We start from the raw sequence: 15,293 nt of genomic DNA, 5'->3' as shown, positions 1-15,293 counted from the left end.
CATGACCCAGTCAGCAGAGGCGACCTCCACCTCGCTCTTCCAGGTGTTCGCGCACGCCGACGACGATCTCTACTTCGCCAACCCCGACCTGTACCGGTTGCTGGCCGCCGGTCACCGTGTCACCAGCGTCTACCTCACGGCCGGTGAGGCCGACGGACGCAACGTGGACACACGCGACCCGCTGCGGCAGCAGGCCCCGGCCGACTACGCCGGGTACATGGAGGCGCGCCAGAACGGACTGCGTGCCGCGTACGCCACGATGGTCCTGGGCGACAGGGAAGCCGCCTGGGTCCGGGAGCCGGTCGAACTCCTGCCGGGCGTCGCCGCCGAGCGCTTCTTCCTGTCGGACGCGCCGCACGTGCAGCTCTTCTTCCTGGGCCTGCGGATGGCGGACCCCGCGCACGGCTTCCCGGCGGACCGGCCGGCGGTCCGGCTGACCGGCCTCTGGGACGGACGGGCCGCCCGGCAGCCCACCCTCCTCGCCGCCGAGTCCGCCCTGCACCAGGCGCAGGCTTTCGGCCGCGAGGACGTCGTCGGCGCCCTTACGCAACTGCTGTCGTACGCACAGCCCACGCTGCTGTGGACCATGGACCCGGACCCGCTGCACGAGGCGTACGACGAGACGCGAGGCATCACCTCCAGCGACCACGCGGACCACACCGCCACCGCCCAGTTCGCCCGCGAGGCGCTCCGCCGCCACCTGCGCGGCGGCGGCCGCCCGCCGCTCATCGAGCACTTCGCGGGCTACGGCAACAAGCACTGGCCGAGCAATCTCAGCGAGCGCTCGCACGCGCTGAAGAAGTCCCTGGTAGACGTGTACGCGGGGGCCGACGGCCACGCCTGCGCGCACCGCTACTGCGGAGACCTGCAACTCGGCGACGGGTCCGACATCCGCCGGTACGGGTGGAGCACCCGCAGCCGCTACCCGCAGGGCACCCAGTGGCTGCACCGGCAGCAGGACGGCCGGCTCGCCGCCTACGCGGTACTGGGTGACCAGGCCGCGGTGTGGACGGAGACCGAGCCCGGCGCCGGACGCTTCGAGGGGCCGCTGCTGCTGCCCGGCGGCGACCTCGTGCCGTGCCTGGCGGTCGCCCCCGACCGCACCGGCGGCGTCCACCTGGTCGGCCTGCGACGCGTCCCGGGTCCCGAGGGCCGGGTCGACGTCGAGGTGGTGCGCATGTGGCGCCAGGGACGCACCGGATCCGTGCTGCCCTGGGAGTCCATGGGCAACCCCGACCAGGCCACCCGCGACTGGCGGCGCTGCCGCGAGGTCGGAGTGCCCACCGCAGTGGTGGACCCGGCCGGTCACCTGCACGTCTTCGTGCGGAACTTCTCGGTCGGCGTCAGCATGCGACGCGAGACGGCGGAAGGGCTCGGCGCGTGGGAGGTGCTCGGCGGGCGCGGGATGCAGGACTCCCTGACCACCGTTGCGCGCACCACCGGCCGCATCGACATGTACGCCACCAACCGCACCGGAGGGGTCCGGTGGCGGCAGGAGGCGGTGTACGGGCCGTTCAAGCTGGAGGACCAGCTGGTGACCGGCGTGCCCGAGAGCTGGCGCCCCGCCTCCGGGCTGACCCCCGTCCAGGTCGGCCGCAGCCGCGTGGCGTTGTTCTACCGGGAAGAGGACACCGGCGCGGTGATGCGCCACCGGCAGCGCCCCAACGGAACGTGGGAACAGCGGGTGGACCGTCTCAGCGACGACGGGGGCACCGGCGCGGTCGCCGCGGCCCGGCTGCTGGGCCCCGACCACGATCTCGTGGTCCTCGCCCGCAGGGACGAACGGAGCAGGCCCGCCGTGGCCGTGCTGCCGGCGGACGACCGGATCACGGAGCGGCCCGAGTGGGCACGCCACGAGATCCAGATGACCGGCGCGCCCTCGATCGCCGCCGACGTACAGGGCCGCGCGGTCGTGACGGTGCTCGGCGCGGACGGCCGACTGCACTGGGCGCGGCAGGAAGAACAACGGCCGGGCGTCCGCTTCGGCCCCTGGCAGGCAGGCTGACCCCCGCCTCGGGGCAGGCGACAACGGAGACGAGAAGAAGACATGAGAAAGATCTGCGTCATCGGCAATTCGGTGGCCGCCTCCCGCACCGAGGAGGAGTCACCGCTCGCGGGCTGGGGCCAGTACCTCACCGAGTTCCTGGGCCCCGACTGCGACGTACGCAACTACGCGCGCGACGCCATGACGCTGCGGGGCTACTACACGGGGCGGTTCACCGCGCTGCTCACCCTCGTCGGCCACGGCGACCTGGTACTCATCGCCTTCGGCAACGTCGAGCAGCGGATCAACCAGATGAACCGGTACCACGGCGCGCGGGAGTTCAAGGAGTACCTGCGGCTGTACGTCGAGGCGATCCGGGGCGAGGGCGCCGTGCCCGTCCTCCTCACCCCGGCTCCCCGGTGCACCTTCGACGTGGCCGGCAACCCGGTGAACACGCACGAGGACTACCCCCGGCTGACCCTGGAAGCCGCCGCGGAACTCGGCTGCCCGGTCATCGACCTGACGGCCTCCACCACCCAGCTCCTCGCCGAGCTGGGCCCCATGCGGGCCAGGGGGCTCTACCGGTGGCTGGACCCCGCAGAGCACCCGAACCACCCGCAGGGCATCATCGACGCGTCCCACTTCAACCACGCCGGGGCCCGCGAAGCGGCCCGGCTGGTGGCGAGTGGACTGGCCGCTCTGCCCGGACTGCCCCCCGGACTGGTGGACACCCAGCGACTGGCGCCGGGGCAGCTGCCGCCCGTACAGACCGAATTCACGGTGCAGCAGCCGCAGCTCGCGCTGACCGCACAGCCCGAGGTCGCCGCCGCGCCGGCCTTCACCTCCCCGGCCCCCGATGCCCTGGTCGGTGCCGGTCGCAAGCTCACGGGGACCGCGCCCAAGGGCGCCGAGTACGTGCTCTTCTTCGAGGAGGGCGATTACCTCGGCGGGACCCGCACGGCCGAGGACGGGACGTGGCAGTGGCGGCGCGCCGTGCAGTGGCCCGGAGGCCGGCACAAGGTGACCGCGGTCGCCCTCGCCGGCGACGCGGTGTCCACGTCGGCGGAGACGGAGTTCGAAGTCCTCGACCGGGTGGAGGCTCCCGAGGTCGTCGGACCGCGCAAGGGCTCCTGGAACGGCCCGCGCCCCCGGTTCTCCGGCAGGGCGGGACGCGGCGCCGAGAAGGTCATGGTGCTGGAGCAGGGCCGGCTCATAGCCGAGGCACCGGTGCAGGAGGACGGCAGCTGGCGGGTCGCCCACGCCCACGACTGGCGGCCGGGCACGTACACCGTCGAGTTCGTGGCGGTGTTCAGTGCCATCCACTCGCCCCCGACGAGCCTGGAGCTGAAGGTGCACGGCGTGCCCGAGGACAGCTGGCTGCACACGTCGATGTCCTCGCGTCTGCCCTGCGGTCCGGGCTGCGAGCACTATCCGGCGCTGCCCACCTGGTGACGCGCGAGGGGGGTACCGCCGGCCGGCGGTACCCCCTTATCTTCTTGCGAAGCGCTGTGCGTTACGCCGGAACGCTGGCCACACCCCGCGCCAGGAACTTCTTCCCGTTCACCCGCTCCGAGACGCCCTCGCGGTCCAGGTACGGCGTGATGCCGCCCAGGTGGAAGGGCCAGCCCGCGCCGGTGATCAGGCAGAGGTCGATGTCCTGGGCCTCGGCGACGACGCCCTCGTCCAGCATCAGGCCGATCTCCTGCGCCACCGCGTCCAGGACGCGGTCGCGGACCTGCTCCTCGGTCAGGACGGTGTCGCCCTGCTTGAGGAGGGCGGCGACCTCCGGGTCCAGCTCCGGCTTACCGGAGTCGTAGACGTAGAAGCCGCGCTTGCCCGCCTTGACCACGGCGGCCAGGTTCTCGGAGACGGTGAAGCGCTCCGGGAAGGCGCGGTTCAGGGTCTCGGAGACGTGCAGGCCGATCGCCGGGCCGACGAGCTCCAGGAGCACCAGCGGCGACATCGGCAGGCCGAGCGGCTCGATGGCCTTCTCCGCGACCTCGACCGGGGTGCCTTCGTCGATGACGTTCTGGATCTCGCCCATGAAGCGGGTGAGGATGCGGTTGACGACGAACGCCGGGGCGTCCTTCACCAGCACCGCGGTCTTCTTCAGCTTGCGGGCCACACCGAAGGCCGTCGCCAGCGAGGCGTCGTCCGTCTGCTCGCCGCGCACGATCTCCAGCAGCGGGAGGATCGCGACCGGGTTGAAGAAGTGGAAGCCGACCACGCGCTCGGGGTGCTTCAGCTTCGACGCCATCTCGGTGACCGAGAGGGACGAGGTGTTGGTGGCGAGGATCGCGTGCGCCGGGGCGACCGCCTCGACCTCCGCGAACACCTGCTGCTTGACGCCGATCTCCTCGAAGACCGCCTCGATGATGAAGTCGGCGTCGGAGAAGCCCTCCGCCTTGTCCAGCACACCGGTGACCAGGGCCTTCAGGCGGTTGGCCTTGTCCTGGTTGATGCGGCCCTTGCCGAGCAGCTTCTCGATCTCGGCGTGGACGTAGCCCACACCCTTGTCGACGCGCTCCTGGTCGATGTCGGTCAGTACGACCGGCACCTCCAGGCGGCGCAGGAAGAGCAGGGCGAGCTGGCTGGCCATCAGGCCCGCGCCCACCACGCCCACCTTGGTGACCGGGCGGGCCAGGTTCTTGTCCGGGGCACCGGCCGGGCGCTTGGCGCGCTTCTGGACCAGGTTGAAGGAGTAGATCCCGGAGCGCAGCTCGCCGCCCATGATCAGGTCTGCGAGTGCCTGGTCCTCGGCGTCGAAGCCGGCCGACAGGTCGCCGTCCTTGGCCGCGGCGATGATCTCCAGCGCGCGGTACGCGGCCGGGGCCGCGCCGTGCACCTTGGAGTCGGCGATGGCACGGCCGCGGGCGATGGCCTGGTCCCAGGCCTCACCGCGGTCGACCTCGGGGCGCTCCACCGAGACCGTGCCGTTGAGCACGTCGGCGGTCCACACCAGCGAGCGCTCCAGGAAGTCCGCGCCCTCGAAGATCGCGTCGGCGATGCCGAGCTCGAAGACCTGCTTGCCCTTGAGCTGGCGGTTCTGGTTCAGCGAGTTCTCGATGATCACCGAGACCGCGCGGTCGGCGCCGATCAGGTTCGGCAGCAGCGCGCAGCCGCCCCAGCCGGGGACCAGACCGAGGAAGACCTCGGGCAGCGAGAACGCGGGCAGCGCCTTGGAGACGGTGCGGTACGAGCAGTGCAGCCCGACCTCGACACCGCCGCCCATCGCCGCGCCGTTGTAGTACGCGAACGTCGGGACCGCGAGACCGGAGAGGCGGCGGAAGACGTCGTGGCCGCCCTTGCCGATCGCCAGCGCGTCCTTGTGCTCCTTGAGCAGCTCGACGCCCTTGAGGTCGGCGCCGACCGCGAAGATGAACGGCTTGCCGGTGATGCCGACGCCGGTGATGGCGCCGTCGGCGGCCTCCTTCTCGACCTGGTCGATGGCGGCGTTCAGGTTCGCCAGCGACTGCGGTCCGAAGGTGGTCGGCTTGGTGTGGTCGAAGCCGTTGTCCAGCGTGATCAGGGCGAAGCGCCCCGCACCGGCCGGCAGGTCCAGGTGGCGTACGTGCGCCTGGGTGACGACCTCGTCCGGGAACAGCTCGGCCGCACCCTTCAGAAGCTCGGTGGTGGTGCTCACTTGTCGCCTCCGGCGTTCTCGAAGTGCGGGTTCTCCCAGACGACCGTGGCGCCCATGCCGAAGCCGACGCACATGGTCGTGAGGCCGTAGCGGACCTCGGGCTGCTCCTCGAACTGGCGGGCCAGCTGCGTCATCAGGCGGACGCCGGAGGAGGCCAGCGGGTGACCGTAGGCGATCGCGCCGCCGTACTGGTTGACGCGGGCGTCGTCGTCGGCGATGCCGTAGTGCTCCAGGAAGGCCAGCACCTGTACGGCGAAAGCCTCGTTGATCTCGAAGAGACCGATGTCCGAGATGGACAGGCCGGCCTGGGCGAGTGCCTTCTCCGTGGCCGGGATCGGGCCGTAGCCCATGACCTCGGGCTCGACGCCCGCGAAGGCGTAGGAGACGAGGCGCATCTTGACCGGGAGGCCCAGCTCGCGCGCGACGTCCTCGGCGGCGAGCAGGGAGGCGGTGGCGCCGTCGTTGAGACCTGCGGCGTTACCGGCCGTCACGCGGCCGTGGGCGCGGAAGGGGGTCTTCAGGTTTGCCAGGGACTCCATGGTGGTGCCCGGGCGCATCGGCTCGTCGGCGGTGACCAGGCCCCAGCCCGTCTCGCCGGCCTCAGCGTTGGTGCGGCGCACCGAGACCGGCACCAGGTCCTGCTGGATCTTGCCGTTGGCGTACGCCTTGGCGGCCTTCTCCTGCGAGCGGACCGCGTACTCGTCGGCGCGCTGCTTGGTGATCGTGGGGTACCGGTCGTGCAGGTTCTCCGCGGTCATGCCCATGAACAGGGCGGACTCGTCGACCAGCTTCTCCGATACGAAGCGCGGGTTCGGGTCGACGCCCTCGCCCATCGGGTGGCGGCCCATGTGCTCGACGCCACCGGCGACGACGACGTCGTACGCGCCGAAGGCGATGGAGCCGGCCGTCGAGGTGACGGCCGTCAGGGCGCCCGCGCACATGCGGTCGATGGAGTAGCCCGGGACGGACTGCGGCAGACCGGCCAGGATCCCGGCGGTGCGGCCGAGCGTGAGGCCCTGGTCGCCGATCTGCGTGGTCGCGGCGATGGCGACCTCGTCGATCTTCTTGGGGTCCAGGTCCGGGTTGCGGCGCAGCAGCTCCCGGATGGCCTTCACGACGAGATCGTCGGCGCGGGTCTCGTGGTAGATGCCCTTCGGGCCCGCCTTGCCGAACGGGGTGCGGACGCCGTCGACGAAGACGACGTCCCGGATGGTACGAGGCACGATGGCTCTCCTCCAGGGTGCGGGATGGCACTGCTGCGGGGCGCGCCGGGGCACGCCGCTCCGCTCATGCTACTTGCGGGTAACCAGACTGCCCACCCCCTGGGGCGGGAGCGGCGAAGGTCACACGTGGAAATTGTCCGTGGAAGGGTGCCCCGTACACGGCGAATGGCCCGGGCGGACTCGTTTTCGAGTCCGCCCGGGCCATTCCGGTACGTGCGCGGTGCCGCGTGGAACCTGGCGTGATCACGCCCCTGTCCCATGGAGCCACGAGGGTCGCTGCGGGGCCGTTACGAGGGCTGGATCAGCGCGCGGTACAGCAGTGGGGCCACCTGCTCGATCTGCCAGTGCCGCGCGCCGTACCCGGCGAGCGCGGACTCCACCGTCTCCGGCGTCGGGTTCTTCGGCGGCTCCCAGCACACCCGGCGCACGGTGTCCGGCGTGATCAGGTTCTCCTGCGGCAGGTGCAGCCGCTCCGCGAGTGCGGAGACTGCTGCGCGGGCGGCCGAGAGCCGGGCGGCGGCGGCCGGGTCCTTGTCGGCCCAGGCGCGCGGCGGGGGCGGGCCCGCGACGGCCTGGCCGGGCTGTGGCAGCTCCGTGTCGGGCAGGGCCTTGGCCCGGTCGACGGCGGCCTGCCACTGCTCCAGCTGGCGCCGCCCCATGCGCGGGCCGAAGCCGGGCAGGGCGGTCAGGGCCTGCGTGTTCGGCGGCAGTGCGAGCGCGGCCTCGATGATCGCCCCGTCGCCGAGCACCTTGCCGGGCGAGATGTCCCGCCGCCGGGCGATCTGATCGCGGGCGTTCCACAGCTCCCGTACCACCGCCATCTGCCGGCGGCGGCGGACCTTGTGCATCCCGGAGGTGCGGCGCCACGGGTCCTGGCGCGGGGGAGCGGGCGGCGCCGAGGCGATGGCCGCGAACTCCTCCTGGGCCCACTCCAGCTTGTTCTGCCGGTCGAGCTCGTCCTCCAGCGCGTTGCGCAGGTCGATGAGGAGCTCGACGTCGAGCGCGGCGTAGCGCAGCCAGGGCTCGGGCAGCGGGCGGGTGGACCAGTCGACGGCGGAGTGGCCCTTCTCCAGCGAGTAGCCGAGGACGTTCTCCACCATGGCGCCGAGGCCGACCCGCGGGAAACCGGCCAGCCGCCCGGCCAGCTCGGTGTCGAAGAGTCCGGTCGGTGTCATCCCTATCTCGCGCAGACAGGGCAGGTCCTGCGTCGCCGCGTGCAGGATCCATTCGGTTCCGCGCAGCGCCTCGCCGAGCCCGGACAGGTCGGGGCAGCCGACGGGGTCGACGAGCGCGCTGCCCGCCCCGTCGCGCCGCAGCTGTACGAGGTAGGCGCGCTGGCCGTAGCGGTAGCCGGACGCCCGCTCGGCGTCCACGGCCACCGGGCCCGAGCCCGCGGCGAATGCGGCGATCACCCCGGCCAGGGCGTCGCCGGACGCCACCACCGGCGGAATGCCCTCGCGCGGTTCGAGCAAGGGGATCGGCGCCGGGGCGACGTCGTCCGGGGGAGCGCCCCCGGTGGTTCGCAGTGATGTGTCTGCTGCGGTCTCTTGGGCGTCGGTCACGTGTCAAGGGTATCTGTGTGTACGCGGCGGCTGCCGACGGAACGTTCCGTCGGCAGCCGCCGATGCGCGTAATCCAGCCGGTTCCGCGTGTTCCGCGCACCGGCCGGGTGCGGGGATCAGTGGATGATGCCCGTCCGCAGGGCCACGGCGACCATTCCGGCGCGGTCTCCGGTGCCGAGCTTGCGGGCGATACGGGCGAGGTGGCTCTTGACGGTCAGGGCGGACAGGCCCATGGAAACGCCGATGGCCTTGTTGGACTGGCCCTCGGCGACGAGCCGCAGGACCTCCACCTCGCGGCCGGACAGTTCGCGGTAGCCGCCCGGGTGGCTCGGGGTGCCGGGGGGCCGGCGGTGCATACGGGCGGCGGTGGCGCCGATGGGGGCGACGCCGGGACGGGCCGGGTGGCCGATGTTGGTACGGGTGCCGGTGACGACGTAGCCCTTGACGCCGCCCGCGAGGGCGTTGCGCACGGCACCGATGTCATCGGCGGCGGACAGGGCGAGACCGTTGGGCCAGCCGGCGGCTCGGGTTTCGGACAGCAGGGTCAGCCCGGAACCGTCGGGCAGGTGGACGTCGGCTACGCAGATGTCGCGCGGGTTGCCGACGCGGGGACGGGCCTCCGCGATGGACGACGCCTCGATGACGTCACGAACTCCGAGGGCCCACAGATGGCGGGTCACGGTGGAACGGACGCGCGGGTCGGCCACGACGACCATGGCCGTCGGCTTGTTCGGGCGGTAGGCGACCAGGCTTGCGGGCTGCTCGAGGAGAACGGACACCAGGCCTCCTGGGGAGTGGCGGGACGGGCCGGCTCGGGGATGAAGCCGGGGCGAACCGTGCTTGTAGGGTCATTGACTCCTTCGGCAGCAGACCCCTGCTCCTTTAGGGGAAGATCACGATTTGTTGAGTAACAATTCGGGCAAATCGGGTGTTCGGTTGATTCGAGAGGGCGTTTTTGGCTGGCTGAAAGTGATCGCATGACATGGCGTCACGAAAGAAGGGGCGGCCCGGAGGCCGCCCCGCTCGTACCGTTCCTGTCAGGGGCTACGGCGCCTGCGGGCCGCGTCGCTGTGGGAGCGTGACCACAGCCGCGTCGAGAGGGCCCGAGGGCGGCAGGCCCGCGATCTGGCAGAGCAGGTCGCCCCACGCCACCAGGTGCGCCGCCGTGTCCGGCACCCCGCCGCGGCCCTCGCGCGGCGTCCAGGACGCCCGGATCTCGATCTGGGTCGCGGGACGCCGCGTCTCCAGCGCACCGAAGTAGTGCGAGCCCGCCATGGTGACCGTGCCGCCGGCCTCCCCGTAGAAGAGGCCGCGGGCCTCCAGCGCACCGGTCAGCCAGGACCAGCACACCTCGGGCAGCAGCGGATCGGCGGCCATCTCCGGCTCCAGCTCGGCGCGCACCAGAGTCACGAGCCGGAAGCTGCCCTGCCATGCCTCGTGGCCGGCCGGGTCGTGGAGCAGGACGAGCCGGCCGTCGGCGAGATCGTCGTCGCCGTCGACGACCGCGGCCTCCAGCGCGTACGCGTGCGGCGCCAGCCGCTTCGGCGGGCGGGTCGGCTCCACCTCCAGCTCGGGACGCAGCCGCGCCGCGCGCAGCGCGTCCACCGCCGAACGGAACGCGGACGGGACGGCACCACCACCCTCCGCACCGTCCGTGCCGTCAGCGCCATCGGATTGACCGGAGATGTGTCCCTGAGCCGCAGCCATGCGGGGAAGAGTAGGCGGAATGCGAGCTCCGCGCGCGGAAGGACACCCGTGCGGGGCCGGGCTCGTTCCCCACGCGTGCGAAGATTCTGTGCGTGAGTGCCAACGACCGCCCCTCCGGGCAGCAGACGAAGACTTCCGCCACCTACGACTCGGCGTTCCTGAAGGCCTGCCGGCGCGAGCCGGTGCCGCACACGCCGGTCTGGTTCATGCGTCAGGCGGGGCGCTCGCTGCCCGAGTACCTGAAGGTGCGCGAAGGCATCCCGATGCTCGAGTCCTGCGCGATGCCGGAGCTCGTCGCCGAGATCACCATGCAGCCCGTTCGCCGCCACAAGGTGGACGCCGCGGTCTACTACAGCGACATCGTCGTCCCGCTGAAGGCGATCGGCATCGACCTAGACATCAAGCCCGGCGTCGGCCCGGTGATCGCCGAGCCGATCCGCACCCGCGCGGACCTCGCCCGGCTGCGCGACCTCACGCCCGAGGACGTCCCGTACGTCACCGAGGCCATCGGCCTGCTCACGGCCGAGCTGGGGGAGACCCCGCTGATCGGCTTCGCGGGTGCGCCGTTCACCCTCGCCAGCTACCTCGTGGAGGGCGGCCCGTCCCGCAACCACGAGCACACCAAGGCCATGATGTACGGCGACCCGGAGCTCTGGGCCGACCTGCTCGACCGCCTCGCCGAGATCACCGGCGCCTTCCTGAAGGTCCAGATCGACGCCGGCGCCTCGGCCGTCCAGCTCTTCGACTCCTGGGTCGGCGCGCTCGCCCCCGCCGACTACCGGCGCTCCGTGCTCCCCGCCTCCGCGAAGGTCTTCGAGACCGTCGCCCCGTACGGCGTCCCCCGCATCCACTTCGGCGTCGGCACCGGTGAACTGCTCGGCCTCATGGGCGAGGCCGGTGCGGACGTCGTCGGCGTCGACTGGCGCGTCCCGCTCGACGAGGCCGCCCGCCGCGTCGGACCCGGCAAGGCGCTCCAGGGCAACCTCGACCCGGCGGTGCTGTTCGCGCCGACCTCCGCGGTGGAGGCCAAGACCCGGGAGGTGCTGGACGCGGCCGCGGGCCTGGAGGGCCACATCTTCAACCTGGGCCACGGCGTGATGCCGAACATGGACCCGGACGCGCTCTCCCGTCTCGTCGAGTACGTCCACACCAGCACCGCACGCTGAACCCCGGGGAGGCGGGCGCCGCTCAGTCGGTGCCCGCCTTCCGCAGCACCGACACCGTTTTGCGGGCCGCTACCAGGACCGGGTCCCAGACCGGCGAGAACGGCGGGGCGTACCCCAGGTCCAGCGCGGTCATCTGCTCGACGGTCATCCGCGCGGTGAGCGCCACCGCCGCCACGTCGACCCGCTTGCCCGCGCCCTCGCGGCCCACGATCTGCACGCCGAGCAGCCGGCCCGTGCGGTACTCCGCGAGCATCTTCACCGTCATGGCCCGCGCGTCCGGGTAGTAGCCCGCCCGGCTCGTCGACTCGATCGTCGCCGTGACGTACCGCAACCCCACCGCCCGGGCGTCCTTCTCGCGCAGCCCGGTCCGGGCGATCTCCAGGTCGCACACCTTGCTCACCGCCGTACCCACCACACCGGGGAACGTGCCGTAGCCGCCGCCGACGTTGGAGCCGATGACCTGGCCGTGCTTGTTGGCGTGCGTGCCGAGCGCGATGTGCCGGGTGTGGCCCGCCACCAGGTCGAGGACCTCCACGCAGTCGCCGCCGGCCCAGATGTTCTCGTGGCCGACGACCCGCATCGCCAGGTCGGTCAGCAGCCCGCCGTGCGGTCCGAGCGGCAGCCCCGCCTCCCGGGCCAGGGCGGTCTCCGGCTCGACGCCGATGCCGAGCACCACGATGTCCGCCGGGTAGCTCGCGTCGTCCGTGACGACCTCGGTGACCCGGCCGTCATCGCCGGTCCGGATGGCGGTGACCGCCGCCCCGTTCACCGTGGTGATGCCGAGTCCGTCCATGGCGTCGTGGACCATGCGTCCCATGTCCGGGTCGAGCGTCGCCATCGGCTGCTCGCCGCGGTTGAGGACGGTCACCTCGAAGCCGCGCTTCAGCATCGCCTCGGCCATCTCGACGCCGATGTACCCGGCGCCGACGACGACCGCGCGCCTGCCCTCGGTACGGTCCAGGCTGTCCAGCAGCGCCTGCCCGTCGTCCAGCGTCTGCACCCCGTGCACCCCGGCCGCGTCCATGCCGGGCAGCCGCGGGCGCACCGGCCGGGCCCCGGTGGCGATCACCAGCTTGTCGAACCCGGTCCAGTACCTCTCGCCGGATTCCCGGTCCAGGGCGCGCACCCGCCGCCCCGCCACGTCGATCTCGGTCACCTCGGTGCGGGTGCGCAGATCGATGTCCCGGGCCCGGTGCTCCTCGGGCGTACGGGCGATGAGGTCGTCCCGGTCGGTCACGTCGCCGCCGACCCAGTACGGGATGCCGCACGCGGAGTACGAGGTGAAGTGGCCCCGTTCGAAGGCCGTGATGCTCAGCTCGTCCGAGCCCTTGAGCCGCCGGGCCTGGGACGCGGCGGACATGCCCGCCGCGTCCCCGCCGATGACCACCAGTCGTTCCGCCGCCATGCCAGTCCCTTCGAAGCCCGTCCGAAGGGCCCACGCTACGGCGCGGCGCGCACCGGTGGCGCATTCACTCGCCCTCGACGGCACCCCGCTTCGCGCCCCGGCGGCGGTGCGACAGCCGCCACAGCGCGGCCAGGACCGCCGCCACGGCCAGGAACGGGGCCGCGGCGCCGACCGCCATCGCCAGCCAGCGCAGCATCGTCACGAAGGCGTGCCAGCCCCCGGCGACGGCGTCCGGGAAGCCCGGGTCGTCGTCGGCCGCCTCGGCCGCCACCTCCGGTTCCACCAGTTCGAGAGTGATGGTCGCCAGCGTCGTACGGTCCTTGAGGGACGCCTGCTGGGCGAGCAACGACTCCAGCGCGGCCTGACGGCTGCTCAGTTCGCCCTCCAGTGTGACCACGTCGGCCAGCTTGCCGGCCCGGTCCATCAGCTCGCGGACCCGCGCCACGCTCGCCCGCTGGGTCGCGATCCGGCTGTCGACGTCGACGACCTGGTCGGTGACGTCCTTGGCCGCCGACGTACGCGAGACGAGCTTCCCCGCGCCCGACAGCTCCCGCAGCACCTCGTCGTACGCCTCCTGCGGCACGCGCAGCACGAGGTTCGAGGACTCCCGAGTGCCGTCGACCCGTTCGGTGGTCTCCTTCTCGACCAGCCCGCCCGCGTCCTGGGCCGCCGCCCGGGCGTTCGCGGCCGCCTTCGACGCGTTCCTCACCTCCACGGAGAGGGAGGCGGTGCGGATGACATGCGTCGCGGCCGGCTTCGGGTTCTTGCGCTGCTGCTCCGTGCGGGCCGAATCCGCCGCCGGTGCCTCGGCCTTGCCGGCCGCCGCGTCCGCCTGCTGCTGGGGCTCGGCCACGCCGCCCCGGACGGCCTTGCCGTCCGACGCGTCGCTCGCCGCGCCGCAGCCGCTCAGCGCCAGCACGGCGGCCAGCAGCACGGCGGCCGGCGCGGTGCGCATGCCTCTGCCGGTACGGATGAAGGTGCGGATGAAGGGTGCTCCCTGCATAACTGTCCCCCCAGGACGGGTGATTGATGACGGCGGTGGGACGTACCGGGGCGCGCGGTCGGACCCGCGAATCCGGTTTCGAAGCGGTCACGGTCAGGACTCGGAACCGGTTTGAGAGAGTGGAGCCATGCAGCCATCCACACACCGCGCGGACCGGGCCCCCCGCAACGTCGTCGTCATCGGCGGCGGCATCGCCGGACTCGCGGCCGCCCACCGGCTCGTCGGCGCCGGGCTGAGGGTCACCCTCCTGGAGGCGACCGACCGCCTCGGCGGCAAGCTCATGACCGGCGAGGTCGCGGGCGCCCGGGTCGACCTCGGCGCCGAGTCCATGCTCGCCCGCCGCCCGGAGGCCGTCGCCCTGGCCCGCGCCGTGGGCCTCGGCGACCGCCTCCAGCCGCCCGCCACGGCGACCGCCGCCCTGTGGACGCGCGACGCGCTGCGCCCCATGCCCAAGGGCCATGTGATGGGCGTCCCGGGTGACCCGTCCGTCCTCGGCGAGGTGCTGTCGCCCGAGGGACTTGCCCGCATCGCCGAGGACCGCGAACTGCCCCCGACCGCTGTCGGCGAGGACGTCTCCGTCGGCACGTACGTCGCGGACCGGCTGGGCCGCGAGGTCGTCGACCGGCTGGTGGAGCCGCTGCTCGGCGGGGTGTACGCGGGCGACGCCTACCGGATCTCGATGCGCGCCGCCGTCCCGCAGCTCTTCCAGGCGGCCCGGCAGGGAGGCTCGCTGCTCGACGGGGTCACTCGCCTCCAGGAGCAGGCGGCGGCCCGGCAGCAGACCGGGCCCGTCTTCCAGGGCATCGAGGGCGGCATCGGCACCCTGCCGGGGGCCGTCGCCGACGCCGTACGGGCCGGGGGCGGCGCGATCCTCACCGAGACGCCCGTGCTGGGCCTCGCCCGTACCGCAGACGGCTGGGACGTACGCACCGACACCCGCGTCGTGCACGCCGACGGCATCGTCCTCGCCGTCCCCGCCTGGTCCGCGGCCACGCTGCTCGCCGCCGAGTCGCCGGGGGCCTCGGCCGAACTCGCGGGCGTCGAGTACGCGTCGATGGCCCTGGTCACCATGGCGTTCCGGCGCTCCGACGTGACCGGCACCGCCTTCGACGGGCGCTCCGGCTTCCTCGTACCGCCGGTCGACGGGCACACCATCAAGGCCGCCACCTTCTCCACCCACAAGTGGCAGTGGGTCGCCGACGCGGCGCCCGACCTGTTCGTGCTGCGCACCTCGGTGGGCCGGTACGGCGAGGAGGAGCACCTGCACCGCGAGGACGGCGAGCTGGTCGGCGTGTCGCTGCGCGACCTGGCCGCCGCGACCGGGCTCGGTGCCTGGCCCGTGGCGACCGAGGTCACCCGGTGGATCGGCGGGCTGCCGCAGTACCCGGTGGGGCACCTCGCGCGGGTCGGCCGCATCCGCGACGCGGTCGCGAAGCTGCCCGCGCTGCGGGTGTGCGGCGCGGTGTACGACGGGGTGGGCATCCCCGCCTGCGTGGCGAGCGCCCACCGGGCCGCGGACGAGATCGCCGGGGATCTCGCGGGGGAGATCATCGCCACGCCGACCCTGGTTCAGGGCACTCGGAGCGAGGCGGGACAATAG

The 15,293-nt window shown here is 72.6% G+C and carries 11 protein-coding genes; 4 read left to right on the top strand and 7 right to left on the bottom strand.

Features of this window, described 5'->3' with window-relative positions:
• The first annotated feature begins 1 nt into the window (after window position 1).
• A complete protein-coding gene (locus tag BLW14_RS06180) occupies window positions 2–2,005 on the top strand; it encodes a PIG-L family deacetylase (protein WP_093705135.1) in 2,004 nt (667 codons plus the stop codon).
• Window positions 2,006–2,047: 42 nt separating this feature from the next.
• Entirely contained in the window at window positions 2,048–3,436 is a 1,389-nt protein-coding gene (locus tag BLW14_RS06175) for an SGNH/GDSL hydrolase family protein (protein WP_093705133.1), read from the top strand.
• Window positions 3,437–3,497: 61 nt separating this feature from the next.
• On the opposite strand, the gene BLW14_RS06170 is transcribed toward BLW14_RS06175, so the two are convergent.
• The 5 genes from BLW14_RS06170 to BLW14_RS06150 form a co-directional block, all read right to left on the bottom strand.
• Window positions 3,498–5,627, bottom strand: a complete 2,130-nt coding sequence (locus BLW14_RS06170; RefSeq protein WP_093705131.1) for a 3-hydroxyacyl-CoA dehydrogenase NAD-binding domain-containing protein — start codon at window positions 5,625–5,627, stop codon at window positions 3,498–3,500.
• Entirely contained in the window at window positions 5,624–6,850 is a 1,227-nt protein-coding gene (locus BLW14_RS06165) for a thiolase family protein (protein ID WP_093705129.1), read from the bottom strand. Before BLW14_RS06165 ends, BLW14_RS06170 begins: the two co-directional genes overlap by 4 nt.
• Before the next feature lie 287 nt (window positions 6,851–7,137).
• On the bottom strand, window positions 7,138–8,412 hold the full coding sequence (locus BLW14_RS06160; RefSeq protein ID WP_093705127.1) for a ribonuclease D: 1,275 nt from the start codon (window positions 8,410–8,412) through the stop codon (window positions 7,138–7,140).
• Window positions 8,413–8,528: 116 nt separating this feature from the next.
• A complete protein-coding gene (locus BLW14_RS06155; protein ID WP_018100712.1) occupies window positions 8,529–9,191 on the bottom strand; it encodes a helix-turn-helix transcriptional regulator in 663 nt (220 codons plus the stop codon).
• A 265-nt stretch (window positions 9,192–9,456) separates the two neighbouring features.
• Window positions 9,457–10,119, bottom strand: coding sequence for a DUF3000 domain-containing protein (locus tag BLW14_RS06150; protein WP_093705125.1), 663 nt, complete (start codon window positions 10,117–10,119; stop codon window positions 9,457–9,459).
• Between the two features lie 92 nt (window positions 10,120–10,211).
• Between BLW14_RS06150 and hemE the strand changes: the two genes are divergently transcribed.
• The gene (gene hemE, locus BLW14_RS06145) at window positions 10,212–11,285 is read left to right on the top strand and encodes a uroporphyrinogen decarboxylase (RefSeq protein ID WP_093705123.1); all 1,074 of its coding nucleotides are present in this window, start codon (window positions 10,212–10,214) and stop codon (window positions 11,283–11,285) included.
• Between the two features lie 22 nt (window positions 11,286–11,307).
• Here hemE and BLW14_RS06140 read toward each other — a convergent pair whose 3' ends face one another.
• Window positions 11,308–12,690, bottom strand: a complete 1,383-nt coding sequence (locus BLW14_RS06140; protein ID WP_093705121.1) for an FAD-dependent oxidoreductase — start codon at window positions 12,688–12,690, stop codon at window positions 11,308–11,310.
• Window positions 12,691–12,754: 64 nt separating this feature from the next.
• Window positions 12,755–13,645, bottom strand: coding sequence for a DUF4349 domain-containing protein (locus tag BLW14_RS06135; protein ID WP_093710653.1), 891 nt, complete (start codon window positions 13,643–13,645; stop codon window positions 12,755–12,757).
• A gap of 175 nt (window positions 13,646–13,820) precedes the next feature.
• Here BLW14_RS06135 and hemG point away from each other — a divergent pair, with 175 nt between their 5' ends.
• Window positions 13,821–15,293: a protoporphyrinogen oxidase gene (gene hemG, locus BLW14_RS06130; protein ID WP_093705119.1), complete on the top strand. Its 1,473-nt coding sequence runs from the start codon at window positions 13,821–13,823 to the stop codon at window positions 15,291–15,293.

The sequence above is a fragment of the Streptomyces sp. 2131.1 genome, assembly GCF_900105515.1.
Taxonomy (GTDB): domain Bacteria; phylum Actinomycetota; class Actinomycetes; order Streptomycetales; family Streptomycetaceae; genus Streptomyces; species Streptomyces drozdowiczii.
This window is presented reverse-complemented; position numbering and strand designations above follow the sequence as displayed.